This window comes from Pseudomonas sp. 8BK (assembly GCF_902506475.1).
In the GTDB taxonomy this organism is placed as follows: Bacteria; Pseudomonadota; Gammaproteobacteria; order Pseudomonadales; family Pseudomonadaceae; genus Aquipseudomonas; species Aquipseudomonas anguilliseptica.
In genome coordinates this window covers 1,844,679-1,862,320 of sequence record NZ_LR733252.1, presented here as the reverse complement: position 1 = coordinate 1,862,320, position 17,642 = coordinate 1,844,679, and the positions used below count along the sequence as shown (strand labels likewise).

Genomic DNA, 17,642 nt, shown 5'->3' with positions numbered 1-17,642 from the left:
TTTTTGTAAAGGAGATACACCATGACAACTACCCAAACCCTGCAAGGCAAAGTGGCTTTCATCCAGGGCGGTTCGCGCGGTATCGGCGCGGCCATCGTCAAGCGTCTGGCCGCTGAAGGCGCGGCAGTGGCATTCACCTTTGTGTCATCCGCCGAGCGGGCCAATGCCCTGGCCAGTGAAGTCACTAGCGCTGGCGGCAAGGCCCTCGCACTCAAGGCCGACAGTGCCGACGCAGCAGCCGTGCAACAGGCCATTCGCAGTGCGGTCGAGAACTTCGGCGGTCTTGACATCCTGGTCAACAACGCCGGCGTGTTAGCCTGGGGCAGCACCGAAGAACTGACTCTGGAACAGCTGGATCACACTCTGGCGGTCAACGTGCGCAGCGTGTTCGTCGCCAGCCAGGAAGCCGCCAAGCACATGGTCGATGGTGGGCGCATCATCAACATCGGCAGCACCAACGCCGACCGCATCCCGGTGGCGGGTGGCGCGATCTACGCCATGAGCAAATCGGCGCTGGTCGGCCTGGCCAAAGGCATGGCCCGCGACCTGGGCCCACGCAACATCACCGTGAACAACGTACAGCCAGGCCCAGTGGACACCGAAATGAACCCGGCCGATGGCGAAGGTGCCGAGTTCCTGAAAGGCCTGATGGCGCTGGATCGCTTCGGTAAGGCAGGTGAAATCGCCGGTTTTGTTGCCTACCTGGCCGGTCCGGAAGCGGGTTACATCACCGGGGCCAGCCTGATGATCGATGGTGGTTTCTCGGCCTAACCCCTGACTGAAACAAGGGCATGTGCAACTCGCCACATGCCCCGATCAGCTGGCAAGGCCTTCGGTAAACTCGATCAATTGCGCATCAGCTGGTCTGGGTGCAACTTGGCTGCCCTGCCGAATAGCGCACACCGGGGCTGACTGCAGCGTTGAATTCTTTCAGGGCAGATGAGCCGATCAGCAGTGGGTACTCAAAAGCGCTGCGGTCGGTCAGATTGACTTCGATGCTCTTCAGCTCATTGCCTACGCAGATGTCCATCTCGATCACCGGGCGGGCGCTGTACAGCTGTTTGTCGCCGGGCTTGCGGTCATCGGCGCGGCGTTTGATATAGCTCATGCGTGCCAGCGGCTTTTCAATGATCTGCGCCTCTTCGGCGTCTTTCATTCCCAGTTGGAAGCGCACCCACTCACCGCCATCACGTTTGAACACCTGAATATTCTTGGCGCTGAGCGAAGCGGTTTCGGCACCGGTATCGAGCTTGGCGGGCAGTTCCAGAGCCAGTTCATGCAGCGAAACCTTTTCGTGCAGGCCGTATATCTGTGGCTGGTTGGCCATCGCGCCGGTGGCGAACAGTGCGGTGCAGAGTGCAAAGGCGGTCGCTACCTGTTTGAACGGTACGCAGGCGAGGTTCGACATCAGGTGGCTCCAATAGCATTTAGAAAGTCAGGCTAAGCTAACGGCTCTGGCTGAATTCAAGCTTAATCAGGCAGTTATAAAAAACTTCGCCCTGCCATGAATGACCATGGCAGGGCGAAGTGGTTTCATCTGAGGCTGGTTAAGCCTCTGTGCGGATCACTTGAGATCGAAGCGATCCAGGTTCATCACCTTGGTCCAGGCGGCGACGAAGTCCTGCACAAACTTCGCGGGTGCATCGCTGGTGGCATAAACCTCCGCCTGAGCGCGCAGCTGCGAGTTGGAGCCGAACACCAGGTCGACCTGGGTGGCGGTCCATTTCAGGTCGCCGGTTTTGCGATCACGGCCTTCCAGCACACCTTCGCTGGCAGACTTCTGCCACTTGGTGCCCATGTCGAGCAGGTTGACGAAGAAGTCATTGCTCAGGGTTTCCGGGCGTTTGGTGAACACACCATGCTGGGCTTTGCCGGCATTGGCATTCAGCGCGCGCAGGCCGCCGATCAGTACGGTCATTTCCGGCGAGGTCAGCTCCAGCAGCTGCGCCTTGTCTACCAACAACTCGGCGACAACGCTTTCGTAACCCTTGCGGGCATAGTTGCGGAAGCCATCGGCCTTGGGCTCCAGTACCGCGAAGGAGTCGACGTCAGTCTGCTCCTGAGTAGCGTCAGTGCGGCCTGGCGCGAACGGTACCACTACATCCACACCACCCTTCTTCGCGGCCGCTTCCACCGCAGCAGAACCGGCGAGAACGATCAGGTCGGCCAGGGAGATTTTCTTGCCGCCACTTGCCGATGCGTTGAAGTCCTTCTGGATGGCTTCCAGCGCTGCCAATACCTTGGCCAGTTCGGCAGGTTGGTTAACTTCCCAGTCCTTCTGCGGAGCGAGACGAATACGCGCGCCGTTGGCACCACCGCGCTTGTCGCTGCCACGGAAGGTAGACGCAGAGGCCCAAGCGGTGTTGACCAGCTGCGCAATCGACAGGCCGGATGCCAGCACCTTGGCCTTGAGGCCTGCGATATCCTGCGCATCCACCAGGGCATGGTTGACGGCCGGAACCGGGTCTTGCCAGATCAGCTCCTCCTGCGGCACCAGCGGACCGAGGTAACGAGCACGCGGGCCCATGTCACGGTGAGTCAGCTTGAACCAGGCGCGGGCGAACGCATCGGCAAAGGCTTGCGGGTTCTGGTGGAAGTGGCGCGAAATCTTCTCGTAGGCCGGGTCCATACGCAGCGACATATCGGCGGTGGTCATCATCGGCGGATGTTTCTTCGCCGGGTCATGCGCGTCAGGGATCAAGTGCTCGGGTTTGACGTTCTTCGGCGTCCACTGGTGAGCACCTGCCGGGCTCTTGCTCAGTTCCCACTCGTAGCCGAACAGCATGTCGAAATAGCCGTTATCCCAGGTGGTGGGGTTGGGTTTCCAGGCGCCTTCAATACCGCTGGTGGTGGTGTGCACGCCTTTGCCGGTGCCGAGCTTGTTGATCCAGCCCAGGCCCTGTTCTTCCAGCGGTGCGGCTTCCGGCTCAGGACCGACCAGCGATGGGTCACCCGCACCGTGAGCTTTACCGAAGGTGTGGCCGCCCGCGACCAGGGCCACGGTCTCTTCATCATTCATGGCCATGCGGGCGAAGGTTTCACGCACGTCACGCCCCGAGGCGACGGGATCAGGGTTGCCATCCGGGCCTTCCGGGTTGACGTAGATCAGGCCCATCTGCACGGCGGCCAGCGGGTTTTCCAGCTCACGATTGCCGGTGTAACGGCTGTGCGGTTTGTCGCTGGTGGCCAGCCACTCGGTTTCCGAACCCCAGTAGGTGTCTTCTTCCGGTTCCCAGATATCCGGACGGCCGCCGGCAAAACCGAAGGTCTTGAAGCCCATGGACTCCAGGGCGACGTTACCAGCCAGGACGAACAGGTCAGCCCAGGACAGTTTGCGGCCGTACTTCTGTTTGATTGGCCAGAGCAGTCGACGGGCCTTGTCCAGGTTGCCGTTGTCCGGCCAGCTGTTGAGCGGGGCGAAACGCTGGTTGCCAGTACCAGCGCCACCACGGCCATCGTGAATACGGTAAGTGCCCGCGGCGTGCCAGGCCATGCGGATCATCAGGCCGCCGTAGTGGCCCCAGTCTGCGGGCCACCAGTCCTGAGAGTCGGTCATCAGGGCGGTGAGGTCCTTGATCACGGCATGCAGATCAAGGCTCTTGAATTCGTCGGCGTAGTTGAAGCCCGCCCCCATGGGGTCTGACTTGGCAGAATGCTGGTGCAGAATCTTCAGGTTGAGCTGATTGGGCCACCAGTCGGCGTTCTTCGGGGCGCCTCCAGTCAAGGTGTTCTTGCCGGCACCACCCGAGAACGGGCACTTCGCTTCATTGGACATGATTCTCTCCTGTTGTATTCACCTAACGGGGTGGATTCAGCTTGGTAGCTGGACTGCAAACGAGCCAATAGGATTTGGGTATGACCTTTATAGTAGTCCGGGCATATGACTCAGTGACTATAGAGTCACTGCCGTAAAACAGCTGATAAAGTGACGGGCATTGGCGTCTATTCGCGTCGAAATTCACCGTTCTAATTCACCCCTGATGAGCGCATGCACCGTGGAAAAGAACCACCAAACACCACCTGCCAGTGACGCCGACGTACTGGCCTATATGCAGCGTCAGCTGCGCTCCGGCCGAGTCAAAACCAGCGTACTGGTGAGCCTGACGCAAAAGGAATTTGCCGATGTCAGTCATGAGCGCATCGTGCAGTGCTTCAATCAGCTGGATTCTTCCCTACTCAAACGTTGAGCCTGGACAATACGAGGAGCACAGGATGAGCGCCGAGCAGTCTGAAAACATTCTGCACACCTACCTGCATGTGCAAGACGGCGGAAAAACCGAGCAAGTTGCCGTTACCGAGCAGTTCTGGAGAGACCTGGTCAGCGGCGCCAGACCTGAGTTGGATCTGGGCAGGTTGATGTCCGCCTTCAGCTTTTCGGCAAACTGGCCCAGCTGGGAGCGCCATCCAGCTGGTGAAGAGCTGGTCATGCTGCTAAGTGGCAGTGCAGTGTTGCTGCTTGAAGAAGCAGACGGCGAGCGCGAGCTACTGCTTGATACGGTTGGCAGCTACGTTCTGGTACCACAGGGTGTTTGGCATACGGCCAGAACCACACAGCCCACCACCCTGCTGTTTCTTACACCCGGTGCCGGCACTGAACATCGTCCTGCCTGACCTAGCAGGCACTGGCGCGTTCTACCCGGCACTGGAAGTAATTGAATTTGGAGCGGATGTGCACGTAGACCACGCTGGAGTCGCTGCAGTTAGCGCACGTCCTGACACTACCTGGCCGGTGCCGTAGCGAATCCAGTCATCACTGCCGTAACCGCGGACACTGGCCATTGGCATCCTACCCGCCCTGCCAGATATGCATGGCCTCGGCACTGGCTATGCCGCGAACGCGCAACGCAATGCGTGCTGCATTGGTGGATGGGTTCATCGCCAAACTCCTTTTGTACAGGGTGTGCAACAGACCCTAACCAGCTGAAATTCTGCCCGCTATGCACTTCTGGCTTTCAAACTTCAGGGCTTTTGCTCAATGCCTGGTGTGCCGTTATGCTCGCGCCACCTAATGCCTTGTGAGAGGGCGCATTACTTATGCTTGGCAAATTACTGGTGACCCTTGGCATCGTGTTTTATGCCGCGGTGGTGCCGATCTTCGAGTTGAACGATTCGCATGTCTTCAACCCCAGTTGGACGGCGCATGCGCGGTTGCATGAGGTCTGGCAGCTGGCGACCAATTGTGCAATTGGTCTGTACTCGTTCTGGTTGGTGTGGTGTAGGGGCAACCTGCGCTTGAGCAGCCTGATGACCCTCTTCGTCACCGGCGGCTTTCTCTTGGCCTATGCCTTACGTGACCTCTATGGCGGTTCAATGGTGTTATCCGATGGTTCGGAAAAAATGATCCTGGGCATCAATCTGGGCTTGTTTGCCTATTCGCTGGCGATCATCCTTGCGCTGCTGGCCCTGTATCTGGATCGTTCAAACAGGTCTGCAACTTAACTCTGTGCCACGCATCTGATACGTCGACACAGTACTGCCCTAACCAACGCGCCAGGCCCTTTCGGAGATTCAGATGTCCCGCGCCACCTCGCTCAAGCCCCTGCTCACCCTGATTACGCTCGCCTGTTTTGCCATGCTCGGCGGGGCCTTGCTGCTGCAGCATTTAGCCGGTTGGGAGCCCTGCACCCTGTGCATTCAGATTCGCCTATGGCTGCTCTGTGGTGGCGTTGTCAGCCTGCTGATTCTGGCGCTAGAAGCCCTCGGTCTGCGCTGGCTGACCTTGCCGCTATGGCCCTTGCTGTTGGCCGCTGCGGGTATGGCGGTGTATGACAACACACACCTGGTGTTGATCGAAAACGGTGTACTGGAAAGTTCCAGCTGCTCGCCGTTTCCTTTCTACGCCTTTTATCTGCCGCTGCATGACTGGCTACCCAGCGTATTTATGAGCGCTGGTGTGTGCGGGCAGAACGACTACAGCATTCTCGGTCTGTCGTTTACCCACTGGACCCTGCTCAGCGTCGCCCTTCTCTTGGCCCTATGTCTGTTTGCTGCCTGGCGCGCCGTGCGCCGCTGATCTCCGGCCGTACTCCCTCCTGCAGGTGGCGGTAAAACGCCACCCTTGCCTTCAATAAGCGGTTATTTGCCGATTTTTAACTGAAAATGGCGGCTTCTCGCCAGCCACTGTGCGTTCAATCACGGCCATTTCGCGGCTGTTACGGCCCTGCAGACAAATGGCCACTCTGGCATAGGCATTGCGATATAGCCGGAGCACTGCGCACGGCAACCCATCGTGCTGCCGCGCCAACCTGACAGCCTGCATCAGCCAGCCTGCTGAAACTTATCCTGGCACGCCGTCAACACAACAACATAAGAACAATCAGGAACAACGCTATGTTCAAGTCGATCTGCGCTATCGCCGCTGGCAGCCTGCTGCTGGCGTCTACCACGCTTCACGCGGCAACCGACAAGGGGCCAATCGTGATCAAGTTTGCCCATGTGGTTGCAGACAACACCCCAAAAGGCCAAGGCGCATTGCTGTTCAAGAAACTGGCCGAGGAGCGTCTGGGCGATAAGGTAAAAGTTGAGGTCTACCCCAACTCCAGCCTGTACGGCGATGCCAACGAGCTCGACGCATTGGCTAATAACGAGGTGCAACTACTGGCGCCGTCGCTGGCCAAGTTCGAGAAATACACCAAGCAACTGCAGGTGTTCGACTTGCCCTTCCTGTTCGATGACCTGGACGCCGTCAACCGCTTCCAGAAACGCGCCAAGGGCCGCCAATTGCTGCGTTCCATGGAAGACCACAACATCGTCGGCCTGGCCTATTGGCACAATGGCATGAAGCAGCTCTCGGCGACCCAAGCACTATTGGTGCCGGGCGACGCAGCGGGTTTGAAGTTCCGAATCCAGCCTTCTTCGGTGCTTGAGGCGCAGTTCAACCAGCTTGGCGCAACGCCGATGATCATGCCGTTTGCCGAAGTCTTCGACGCGCTGAAAAGTGGCAAGGTGCAGGGCGCGGAAAACCCCTGGTCGAACATCTACAGCAAGCAACTGCATAGCGTTCAGCCGTTTATCACCGAGACCAACCACGGTGTACTCGACTACATGCTGGTGAGTAACCCACGCTTCTGGTACGCCATCCCGCACCAGATCCGCATGCAACTGGAAGGCATCATCGACGAGGTCACCTACGAGGTAAATCGCCAGGCCGAAGCCGCCAACCAGGTCGACCGCGACCGTATCGCCGCTGCCACCGGTACCCAAGTGATCGCCCTTGACGATGAACAACGCGACGCCTGGCGTAAAGCCATGCAACCGGTATGGCAACAGTTCGAAGGCGTGATTGGTGCTGACGTGATAAAGGCCGCGCAAACGGTGAATCGCAACAAGCGTTAAGAACCTGCCCACGCTTTCACGCGCTAGAGCCCTGCTTTCAACGCAGTAGGGCCTAGGCGCAGCAGTTCGTGAGCTGGTTCTAAGACGTGCGCCATCGCACTCCACGGCTGCGCCAAGTGCAGTAACCTCCGCGCAGCTCAAACTAACCCCTTCTATCGCCCCAGGCTAATCACCCGGAGCGCTGGCAAAAAGCCGCTACGCTGAAAGTGCGTATAGCGTCTGATGATCCCGATTATTCAAGACTGCTCACCTGCCTCAACCAAGGACTCTCCTATGTTCAAGTCGATTGCTGCTATAGCCGTTGGCACCCTGCTGTTCAGTGCATTCAACCTTTGCCACGCTCAAGAACAGGAGCCCATCCTGATCAAGTTTGCCCATGTCGCCGATGAGCATACGCCCAAGGGCCAGGGTGCCTTACTGTTCAAACAGTTGGTCGATCAGCGCCTGGCAGGCAAAGTCAATGTCGAGGTTTACCCGACATCCAGCCTATTTGGCGATGACAACGAATTGCAGGCCTTGGTGAACAACGAGGTGCAACTGCTAGCACCCTCGCTGGCCAAGTTTGAGAAATACACCAAACAGTTGCAGGTATTCGACCTGCCCTTCCTGTTCGATGACCTGGAAGCCGTCACACGCTTCCAGAAGCGTGCCAAAGGCCGTCAACTGCTGCGCTCTATGGAAGCGCACAACATCATTGGCCTGGCGTATTGGCATAACGGTATGAAGCAGCTCTCGGCGACCAAGGCGCTGCAGGTGCCCAGTGATGCGGCAGGTTTGAAGTTCCGCATTCAACCCTCCAGCGTGCTGGAAGCGCAGTTCTATCAGATCGGTGCAGCGCCTCTGGCCATGCCCTTTGCCGAGGTCTTCGCTGCACTGCAGAGCGGCAAGGTGCAAGGCACAGAGAACGCCTGGTCGAACATCTACACCAAGCAGCTGCATACCTTGCAGCCGTTTATCACCGAGACCAACCACGGCGCACTTGACTACATGCTGGTCAGCAACCAGCGCTTCTGGTTTTCCATTCCTCACCAGATTCGCAGCGAGCTGGAAGCCATCATCGATGAGGTGAGTTTCGCGGTGAACCGTCAATCCGAAGAAGCCAACAGTGCAGACCGTCAGCGTATCGAGGCGTCCGGCAGCAGCCAGATCATTACCCTCACTGACGAACAACGCGCTGCCTGGCGTACCGCCATGCAACCGGTTTGGCAGCAGTTTGAGGCCGAGGTTGGCGCAGACATACTCAAAGCCGCGCAAACGGTTAACCGCAAATCCCGCGACTAATCCTCCCCTAAACCTCAAGCGTCAGTTCGGTGGTTATCCGTACTGACGCTTGAGTTCGCTTAGCGCTCTGCTTGCTCTGGCATCTCTAACTCACCCTGCCAACCACCACCCAATGCAGCGATCAGCTGCACGCTGGCGGTCAGACGGCTGCCCAGTAGGCTGAGGTTGCTGCGTTCGTTGTTCAGCGCGGTGGCCTGTACATTGACCACGCTGTTGAAGTCCACGGTACCGGCGCGGTACTGGTTCTCGATCAGGCGCAGAGACTCGCGTGCGGCATCCAGCGCTTCCTGCTGGAAAACGGCTTCCTGCTGCAGTACGCGCAGTTGCACCAGGTAGTCCTCCACCTCACGAAAGCTGTCGAGCACCGCCTGGCGGTATTGCGCCACAGTCTGATCGTAGGCCGCTTCGCTGCGTTCCAGCTCGGCACTGCGCGCGCCACCATCGAACAGGGTCAGCGCCAGCTGCGGGCCGAGCGACCAGAAATGGTTGGGCAGATCAATCCAGTCGGCAAAGCTGCTGCCACGGTAACCGCCGCTGGCAGAAATGCTCAGATCCGGATACCAGGCGGCTTCCGCAACGCCGATTTCGGCGTTGGCGGCAATAACCCGGCGCTCGGCGGCGGCGACATCCGGGCGACGCTCCAGCAATTGCGACGGCAAGGCCACAGGTATCTCGGGTAGCGCGGGTAATTGCTCGCGCACGGTAATGCTCAGTTCGCTGGGCGGTACGCCGACCAGTACGGCAATCGCATGCTCCAGCTGCGCGCGCTGCCATTTCAGGTCGATGGCCTGGGCCTGGGTGCTTTTCAGCTGGGTCAGGGCCTGGCTGACATCGGATTTCGGCACGATGCCGGCGTTGTACTGATTTTCCGTAAGTTTCAGCGAGCGGGCATAGGCCTCGACTGTGGCATCGAGCAGGCGCTGCTGATCATCCAGCACGCGCAATTGCAGGTAGTTCTGCACCAGTTCGGCCTGCAGGCTGAGTTTTAGTGCGGCCAGGTCGGCGGCGCTGGCCTCGAAGCCGGCGCGGCTGGATTCCAGCGAGCGGCGCAGCTTGCCCCAGATATCCAGCTCCCAGGCGGCATTCAGGCCCAGCTCATAACTCTTGCTGATGCCACCCGCGCTGCTCGTGGTACTGCCGCTGTTGTTGCCGCTGCCCTGACTGCTGCGAGTGGCCCCAGCGCTGCCCGACAGGCTCGGATAGAACGCCGCTCGCGCGCCGCGCACCAGGGCGCGGGCCTGGCGATACTGCGCCTCGCTGGCGGCCAGGTTCTGGTTGGAGACATTCAGTCGCTCGACCAGGGCATTCAGCTCGGAATCGCCATACAGCTGCCACCAGTTGCCACGCGCCAGCGCATCACCGGGCTGGGCCTGAGTCCAGCCTTCGATCTGTTTGAACTGCGCCGGGGTTTGCAGCTGCGGGCGCTGATAGTCCGGGCCGAGGGCACAGGCGCTTAGCGCCAGGCTCAGTGCCAACAGAGTGGGTAAGGCAACTAGTGCTTTCATAACGGGTTTTCCAGGGCAGCGTCAGTGCGCACTCCGCGCCAGCGGTTGACCCGGTGGCGCAGGCGGTCGAAGTACAGGTAAATCACCGGAGTGGTGTAGAGGGTCAACAGCTGGCTCAATACCAGCCCGCCGACAATGGTGATGCCCAGCGGCTGGCGCATTTCCGAGCCTTCGGCGCTGCCCAGCATCAGTGGTAATGCCCCGAGGATGGCGGCCAGGGTGGTCATCATGATCGGCCTGAAGCGCAGCAGGCAGGCCTGGCGAATCGATTCCTCCGGGCTCAGGTACTGCTGGCGTTCCAGCTGCAAAGCCAGGTCGATCATCAGAATGGCGTTCTTCTTGACGATGCCGATCAGCAAAAACAAACCGAGCAGTGAAATCAGGCTGAATTCGATGCTCATCAGCTGTAACGCCAGCAGTGCGCCAACCCCGGCCGAGGGCAAGGTGGAGAGAATGGTCAGCGGGTGGATATAGCTCTCGTACAGCACGCCGAGGACGATATACACCACCACCAGGGCCAGCAGGATCATCCACGGCTGGTTCTGCTGGGTTTGCTGGAAGGCCCCGCCGGTACCACCGAGCATACCCTGCACTTCGGTCGGTAAACCGACCCGGGCAACCGCGTTGTTGATCGCCGCGCTGGCCTGATCCAGGCTGACCCCTTCGGCCAGGGCGAAGCCGATATTCTCTGCGGCGAACTGGCCCTGGTGATGCACGCGATCCTCTTCCAGGCTGCGCTCCCAGCGGGCGAAGCTGGACAGCGGCACCCGCGCGCCCTCGGCGGTGATCAGCTGAATCTGGTCGAGGGTTTCCGGGTACTGGGCGAACTGCGGGTTGATTTCCATCACCACGCTGTACTGATTGAGGCTGTCGTAGATGGTCGACACCTGACGCTGACTAAACGCGTTATTCAGTACCGCGGTGATCATATTCATGTCCACGCCCAGGCGCTTGGCCATGTCACGATCGACCACCAGGCGGATCTGCTGGGTGCCTTCGGCCTCCTTGGCGTCGATATCGGTGAGCTCCGGCAGCGCGCGCAGTGCTTCGCGCACCGGCGGCAACCATTTGCGCAACTCATCGAGGTCGCCGGACAGCAACATGTATTCGGTTTCCGAGCTGCGCCCTTCCCGCCCGCCGATCTGCAGGTCCTGATCAGACATCAGAAACATCCGCCCACCCGGCACTTTCGGCACCGATTGACGCAGGCGGTTGATCACCTCCTGGCCGCTGACCTTGCGCTCGGTAACAGGCTTGAGGCGCACGATCATAAAGGCGTTGTTGATCCCGCCACTGCCACCAATAAAGCCCGCCACACTCTCCACAGCAGGGTCTTCCAGCACCGCACGGCGGTAGATTTCCATTTTCGGTTGCATGACCTGAAAGGAAAGACCGTCATCACCGCGAATAAAGCCAATCAGCTGGCCGGTGTCCTGCTGCGGCATAAAGGTTTTCGGCACGCTGACAAATAGAAAGATATTCAGCGCAATGGTCGCCAGCAGGCTGAACAGCATCAACAGCGAATGGCGCAACGCCCAGTCCAGGCTGCGCCGGTAGAACGCCAATACGCGCGTCTGCACGGCCCCGCCCCAACGCTGCATGGCGCTGGGCTTATGCTCGGCGGTTTCGACCTTGAGCCAGCGTGCGCAGAGCATCGGCGTCAGGGTCAGCGACACCAGCAGGGAAATCACGATGGCCACGGCCAGGGTGATGGAAAACTCGCGGAATAGCCGCTCGACAATGCCGCCCATAAACAGGATCGAGATAAACACCGCGACCAGCGACAGGTTCATCGCCAGCAAGGTGAAGCCCACCTCGCGCGCGCCCTTGAACGCGGCCGTCATCGGCGTTTCACCGGCTTCGATATGCCGCGAGATGTTTTCCAACACCACGATGGCGTCGTCCACCACCAGGCCAGTGGCGATAATCAGCGCCATCAGCGACAGGTTGTTCAGGGAGAAATCCAGCAGGTACATCACCGCAAAGGTGCCGACCAGCGATACCGGCACCGCCAGGGCCGGTATCAGCGCGGCGCGCCAACGGCCGAGAAAGGCGAATACCACCAGAATCACCAGCACCACGGCGATCAGCAGGGTCTGCTCGGCCTCATGCAGGGTGGCGCGAATCACCGGCGAGCGGTCCATCGCCACTTCCAGCTCGATGCTGGCGGGAATCACCGCACGCAAGGCCGGCAGTTGCTCACGAATGCCGGCGATAGTTTCGATGATATTGGCCCCGGTCTGCCGGTTGATCACCAACAGCACCGCCTGTTTATCGTTGAAGAAGCCGCTGTTGTAACGGTCCTCGACGCCATCGGTGACGCTCGCCACATCGCCCAGGCGCACGGCCGCGCCGTCCTGATAGCGAATGATCAGCGGCAGGTAATCGGCGGCTTTTTCCAGCTGATCGCTGGCCTGCACCTGCCAGTGCCGCTCGGCATCTTCCACCGCGCCTTTCGGCCGTTTGGCGTTGGCGGCACTGATGCTCTGACGCACTTCATCCAAGGCAATGCCGTACTGATCGAGCAAACGCGGCTCCAGGGCGACGCGCACGGCGGGCAAGGAGCTGCCGCCGATCTGCACTTCACCGACGCCGGTTACCTGGGCCAGCTTCTGCGCCAGGATGGTCGAGGCTACGTCGTACAGCTGGCCCTTGTTGAGCACATCACTGGTCAGCGACAGCACCATGATCGGCGCCTGCGACGGGTTGACCTTGGCGTAGGTAGGCATGCTACGCATACCGCTGGGCAGCAGCTCGCGTGAGGCATTGATCGCCGCCTGCACCTCGCGGGCGGCGGCGTTAATGTCCCGGTCCAAGTCGAACTGGATCATGATCCGCGTATTGCCCTGGCTGCTGCGGCTGTTCATCTGGCTGATGCCGGCGATGGTGCCGAGCGAGCGCTCCAGCGGCGTGGCCACGCTCGAGGCCATGATCTGCGGGCTGGCCCCCGGCAGACTGGCCTGCACGGTGATGGTGGGGAAATCCATCTGCGGCAGCGGCGCCACCGGCAGCAGGCCGAAGCTGACGCCGCCGAGTAGCAGAATCGCCAGGCTTAGCAGCAGGGTTGCCACCGGCCGACGGATAAAGGGGGCGGAGAGATTCATGGGTTGACCACAAGCCCGGCCGCGCTACGGCCGCTGATGCGCCGCGACAGACGATCGAAGTACAGGTAGATCACCGGCGTAGTGAACAGCGTGAGGATCTGGCTCAGCAGCAGCCCGCCAACCATCACCAGGCCCAACGGTTGACGCAGTTCAGCACCGGAGCCAGTGGCCAGCATCAGCGGGATCGCGCCAAACAGCGCGGCCAGGGTGGTCATCAGAATTGGGCGAAAACGCAACAGCGCTGCCTGGTAGATCGCCGCTTCCGGCTGCATGCCCTGGTTGCGTTCGGCGTCGAGGGCGAAGTCGATCATCATGATCGCGTTCTTCTTGACGATGCCAATCAGCAAGATGATGCCGATGATCGCAATCAACCCCAACTCGTTGCCGCTGATCAGCAACGCCAGCAGCGCGCCAACGCCCGCCGAGGGCAAGGTGGAGAGGATGGTGATGGGGTGGATATAGCTCTCGTAGAGCACGCCGAGCACGATATACATGGTGACGATGGCCGCCAGAATCAGCAGCAAGGTGCTCGACAGCGAGGCGCGGAAGGCTTCTGACGCGCCCTGGAAGCGCGTCTGCACCGCCGGCGGAATACCGATCTCCTGTTCGATGCGCTCAATCACCGCCACCGCCTCACCCAGCGATACGCCGCTGGCCAGGTTGAATGACAGAGTGGCCGCCGGGAATTGACCGATATGGTTGATCAGCAGGCTGGCGGCGCGTTCCTCGACCTGGGCCAGGGTCGACAGCGCGACCTGCTGACCATCGGCGGCCTTGACGTGAATCTGCCGCAGCGCCGCCGGACCGATGCTGCCGGCATTCTCGCTTTCCAGCACCACGCGGTACTGGCTGGCCTGGGTGTAGATGGTGGAAATCTGTCGCTGGCCGAAGGCGTCGTATAGCGCGTTGTCGATATCGGCAATGCTTACGCCGAGGCGCCCGGCCATGTCGCGGTCGATCTGCAGAAACACCTGCAAGCCACGGTTTTGCAGGTCGCTGGCCACGTCACGCAGCTCCGGCTGCTCGCGCAGCGCGCTGACCAGCTTGGGCACCCACTCTTCGAGCAGGCTGATATCCGGCGACTCCAGGCTGAACTGGAACTGCGTGCGGCTGACCCGATCCTCGATGGACAGATCCTGCACCGGCTGCAGGTACAGTTCGATACCGGGAATCCGCGCCAGCTGCGGGCGCAGCCGCTCAATCACTTCACCAGCGCTGCTATCGCGCTCGGCCCGTGGCGTCAGGTTGATCAGCAGGCGACCACTGTTCAGTGTCGGGTTGTCACCGTCCACGCCGATATAGGACGACAGGCTGGCCACGGCCGGATCCTGCAGTATCACCTCGGCTAGGCGCTGTTGGCGCTCGCTCATGGCGCGGAAGGAAATCGACTGCGGTGCTTCGGAAATGCCCTGAATCACACCGGTGTCCTGCACCGGGAAGAAGCCCTTTGGCACCGCCAGGTACAGCACTACAGTCAGCGCAAGGGTGCCGATGGCCACCAACAGAGTCAGTGGCTGATGCTTGAGCACCCAGGTCAGCCATACGCCGTAACGGGCGATCATGCCGTCGATCACTGCCCCGGCGGCGCGGTAGAAGCGCCCTTCTGCCTCGGGCTTTTCCGCCTTGAGCAGGCGCGCGCACATCATCGGCGTCAGGGTCAGCGACACCACCAGGGAAATCAGAATCGCCACTGCCAGGGTGATGGCAAATTCGCGGAACAGCCTTCCGACCACGTCGGCCATAAACAGCAGCGGAATCAGCACGGCAATCAACGAGATGGTCAGCGACACCAGGGTAAAGCCGATCTGCTTTGCGCCTTTCAGCGCCGCATTCAGCGGGGTTTCGCCCTCCTCCAGATGACGGGCGATGTTCTCCAGCATGACGATGGCATCGTCCACCACAAAGCCGGTGGCAATAGTCAGGGCCATCAGCGTCAAGTTGTTGATGGTGAAGCCGGCCAGGTACATCACGCCGAATGTGCCGATCAGCGACAGCGGCACGACGATGGAGGGGATGATGGTGGCCGACACCTTGCGCAGAAACAGGAAGGTCACCAGCACCACCAGGGCGATGGCCAGCAGCAGCTCATGCTGCACGCCCCTGACCGCAGCGCGAATGGTTTCGGTGCGATCAGTCAGCACGCTGACCTCGACGCTGGCCGGCAGGCCCTGGGTCAGGTTGGGCAGCAACGTCTGAATACTGTCGACCACATCGATGACGTTGGCCCCGGGTTGGCGCTGCACATTGACCAGCACCGCTTCGCTGCGGTTTGCCCAGGCCGCCAGGCGCTGGTTTTCCGCGCCGTCGATGATTTCGGCGACATCTTTCAGGCGCAGCGTGGCGCCATCCTTGTAGCCGAGAATCAGCTCGCGGTATTCGTCGACGGACTTCAGCTGGTCATTGGCATCCAGTTGCGACACCCGCGTCGGGCCGTCGAAGTTGCCCTTCGGCTGGTTGACGTTGCTGGCGGTGATCAGCGTGCGCACATCGCTGAGGTTCAAACCATAGGACGCCAGGGCCTCCGGATTGACCCGCAAACGCACGGCCGGGCGCTGCCCGCCGGCCAGGGTCACCAGGCCGACGCCGCTGGTTTGCGCGAGTTTCTGCGCCAGGCGGGTATCGACCAGATCGAACACCTGCGGCAGCGGCATGGTTTTCGAGCTGATGGCCAGAGTCAGCACCGGGGTGTCTGCCGGGTTGACCTTGTTGTACACCGGCGGCGCCGGCAGATCATTGGGCAGCAGGTTGCTCGCGCCGTTGATCGCGGCCTGCACTTCCTGCTCGGCGACATCCAGCTGCACCTCCAGGTGAAAACGCAGGGTAATCACCGAGGCGCCGCCCGAGCTGGTTGAGGACATCTGTTTCAACCCGGCCATCTGGCCGAACTGGCGTTCCAGGGGCGCGGTGACTGCACTGGTCATCACGTCCGGGCTGGCGCCGGGATACAGGGTCATCACCCGAATGGTCGGGTAATCCACTTCCGGCAGCGCCGAGACGGGCAGCAGGCGGTAAGCGATCAAGCCGCTCAGGAAGATCGCCAGCATGATCAGCGTGGTGGCGACCGGGCGCAGGATAAACAGGCGAGAGGCGTTCATTGGACGCGCGGCGCTCGTTTGCCTTCAGGCTTTGCCACTTGCGTCTGAGCGGCAACCGGCTTGTCGCCTATCACCTCGACCTTGTTGCCGGAGCGCAAACGATCAGTACCTTCCAGCACCAGACGATCACCGGCCTTGAGGCCCTGCTCGACCACACTGAGCTGGCCATCGCTGGCGCCGACACTGACCGGTGTCAGCTGTACCTTGTCTTCAGCGTCCACTACATAAGCGAAGGTGCCGCTGGCGCCGAATTGCAGTGCAGCGGCCGGCATCAGGGTGACGTTCTGCAGGGTTTTCACCCGCAGGCGCACGTTGACGAACTGGTTGGGAAAGAGCATTTCTTCGGCGTTGGCGAAGCGCGCCTTGAGCTTGACCGTGCCAGTGGCGGTGTCGATCAGGTTATCGACGCTCTCCAGCTCGCCGTCGGCCAATTTGAGCTTTTCACTGCGGTCCCAGGCCTCGACGGTTAGGGTCGCACCACTTCTCAGTTGCTGCACCACTGCCGGCAGTTCGGCTTCGGGCAGGGTAAACATCACAGCAATCGGCAGAGTCTGGGTAATTACCACCAGCGGCAACGCATCGCCGGAGCTGACCAGGTTGCCAACATCGGCCTGACGAATACCCAGGCGGCCGGTAATAGGCGCGCGAATCTGGGTGAAATCGAGGTTGAGCCGCGCAGTGGCGACATTCGCTTGTAGGCTCTTGATCCCGCCACGGTACTGATTGACCAGCGCTTCCTGGGTATCGAGGGTCTGCTTGGCAATCGACTCTTCGGTGTACAGACCGCGGTAACGCGCCAGGTCCAGTTCGGCATTGCGCAGCTGCGCCTGACTTTCCTGCAGGGCGCCCTGGGCCTGCTGTAGGGCGATTTCGTAAGGGCGTGGGTCGATCACTGCGAGCAGATCGCCAGCCTTGACCTGTTGGCCATCCTTGAACAGCAACTTGACCAGCTCACCCTCCACCCGGCCGCGCACATTCACCGTGTTATAGGCGGTGACGGTACCCAGGGCCTTGAGTTCAACCGGGAAATCGCCCTGGCTGACAGTCGCCACGCGCACCGGCACCGGGCCGCCATCACGCCAAGGTCCGCCACGCTGCGGCGCTTCCGGCGGGCTGGGCCAGAACCACCACAGCAATACGGCAAGAACAGCCAGCGCGATTGAGCCGAGCAGCCATTGGCGCGACAGATTGCGAGGACGGTTGGTGAACTGTGTATCAGACATGGCGACGATCACTTCCTTGGGGAGCGTGAACGATATGCAGTATCAGCCGGCCTGCAAAGCCTCTTTACCGCCTATTTACCTTTTCCTTACGTAACTAAA

13 protein-coding genes are annotated in these 17,642 nt (G+C 60.6%); 7 read left to right on the top strand and 6 right to left on the bottom strand.

From position 1 onward, the window contains the following. The first annotated feature begins 21 nt into the window (after positions 1-21). Positions 22-771: a 3-oxoacyl-ACP reductase family protein gene (locus ACIN8IBEIGE_RS08475; RefSeq protein ID WP_160014256.1), complete on the top strand. Its 750-nt coding sequence runs from the start codon at positions 22-24 to the stop codon at positions 769-771. Between the two features lie 85 nt (positions 772-856). Here the strand turns inward: ACIN8IBEIGE_RS08475 and ACIN8IBEIGE_RS08470 are convergent, their stop codons facing one another. Beyond that, positions 857-1,408: an ATP-dependent zinc protease gene (locus ACIN8IBEIGE_RS08470; RefSeq protein WP_160014255.1), complete on the bottom strand. Its 552-nt coding sequence runs from the start codon at positions 1,406-1,408 to the stop codon at positions 857-859. Between the two features lie 156 nt (positions 1,409-1,564). Next, positions 1,565-3,775: a catalase/peroxidase HPI gene (gene katG / locus ACIN8IBEIGE_RS08465; protein ID WP_160014254.1), complete on the bottom strand. Its 2,211-nt coding sequence runs from the start codon at positions 3,773-3,775 to the stop codon at positions 1,565-1,567. A gap of 220 nt (positions 3,776-3,995) precedes the next feature. Here katG and ACIN8IBEIGE_RS08460 point away from each other — a divergent pair, with 220 nt between their 5' ends. The 6 genes from ACIN8IBEIGE_RS08460 to ACIN8IBEIGE_RS08435 all read left to right on the top strand — a co-directional run bounded on the left by ACIN8IBEIGE_RS08460 (position 3,996) and on the right by ACIN8IBEIGE_RS08435 (position 8,616). Next, positions 3,996-4,187, top strand: a complete 192-nt coding sequence (locus ACIN8IBEIGE_RS08460) for a hypothetical protein (RefSeq protein ID WP_178124344.1) — start codon at positions 3,996-3,998, stop codon at positions 4,185-4,187. A 25-nt stretch (positions 4,188-4,212) separates the two neighbouring features. After that, positions 4,213-4,611: a cupin domain-containing protein gene (locus tag ACIN8IBEIGE_RS08455; RefSeq protein WP_160014252.1), complete on the top strand. Its 399-nt coding sequence runs from the start codon at positions 4,213-4,215 to the stop codon at positions 4,609-4,611. A 423-nt stretch (positions 4,612-5,034) separates the two neighbouring features. Further along, positions 5,035-5,439, top strand: a complete 405-nt coding sequence (locus tag ACIN8IBEIGE_RS08450) for a hypothetical protein (RefSeq protein ID WP_160014251.1) — start codon at positions 5,035-5,037, stop codon at positions 5,437-5,439. A 73-nt stretch (positions 5,440-5,512) separates the two neighbouring features. Further along, entirely contained in the window at positions 5,513-6,013 is a 501-nt protein-coding gene (locus tag ACIN8IBEIGE_RS08445) for a disulfide bond formation protein B (RefSeq protein WP_160014250.1), read from the top strand. Between the two features lie 317 nt (positions 6,014-6,330). Then, complete coding sequence (locus ACIN8IBEIGE_RS08440) at positions 6,331-7,335, top strand: TRAP transporter substrate-binding protein (RefSeq protein ID WP_160014249.1); 1,005 nt, start codon at positions 6,331-6,333, stop codon at positions 7,333-7,335. Positions 7,336-7,608: 273 nt separating this feature from the next. Continuing rightward, positions 7,609-8,616 (top strand): DctP family TRAP transporter solute-binding subunit, encoded by a 1,008-nt coding sequence (locus ACIN8IBEIGE_RS08435; protein WP_160014248.1) that lies wholly within the window; start codon positions 7,609-7,611, stop codon positions 8,614-8,616. A gap of 59 nt (positions 8,617-8,675) precedes the next feature. On the opposite strand, the gene ACIN8IBEIGE_RS08430 is transcribed toward ACIN8IBEIGE_RS08435, so the two are convergent. Genes ACIN8IBEIGE_RS08430 through ACIN8IBEIGE_RS08415 form a run of 4 tightly spaced genes read right to left on the bottom strand, consistent with a single transcriptional unit; the run spans position 8,676 to position 17,543 of the window. After that, positions 8,676-10,121 carry an efflux transporter outer membrane subunit gene (locus ACIN8IBEIGE_RS08430; RefSeq protein ID WP_160014247.1) on the bottom strand — a complete coding sequence of 482 codons (1,446 nt, stop codon included), beginning with the start codon at positions 10,119-10,121 and terminating at the stop codon, positions 8,676-8,678. Then, a complete protein-coding gene (locus ACIN8IBEIGE_RS08425) occupies positions 10,118-13,225 on the bottom strand; it encodes an efflux RND transporter permease subunit (protein WP_160014246.1) in 3,108 nt (1,035 codons plus the stop codon). The genes ACIN8IBEIGE_RS08430 and ACIN8IBEIGE_RS08425 overlap by 4 nt, the downstream gene beginning before the upstream one ends. After that, positions 13,222-16,320: an MdtB/MuxB family multidrug efflux RND transporter permease subunit gene (locus tag ACIN8IBEIGE_RS08420; RefSeq protein WP_160014245.1), complete on the bottom strand. Its 3,099-nt coding sequence runs from the start codon at positions 16,318-16,320 to the stop codon at positions 13,222-13,224. The genes ACIN8IBEIGE_RS08425 and ACIN8IBEIGE_RS08420 overlap by 4 nt, the downstream gene beginning before the upstream one ends. Continuing rightward, complete coding sequence (locus tag ACIN8IBEIGE_RS08415; protein WP_160014244.1) at positions 16,317-17,543, bottom strand: MdtA/MuxA family multidrug efflux RND transporter periplasmic adaptor subunit; 1,227 nt, start codon at positions 17,541-17,543, stop codon at positions 16,317-16,319. The genes ACIN8IBEIGE_RS08420 and ACIN8IBEIGE_RS08415 overlap by 4 nt, the downstream gene beginning before the upstream one ends. Positions 17,544-17,642 lie beyond the last annotated feature (99 nt).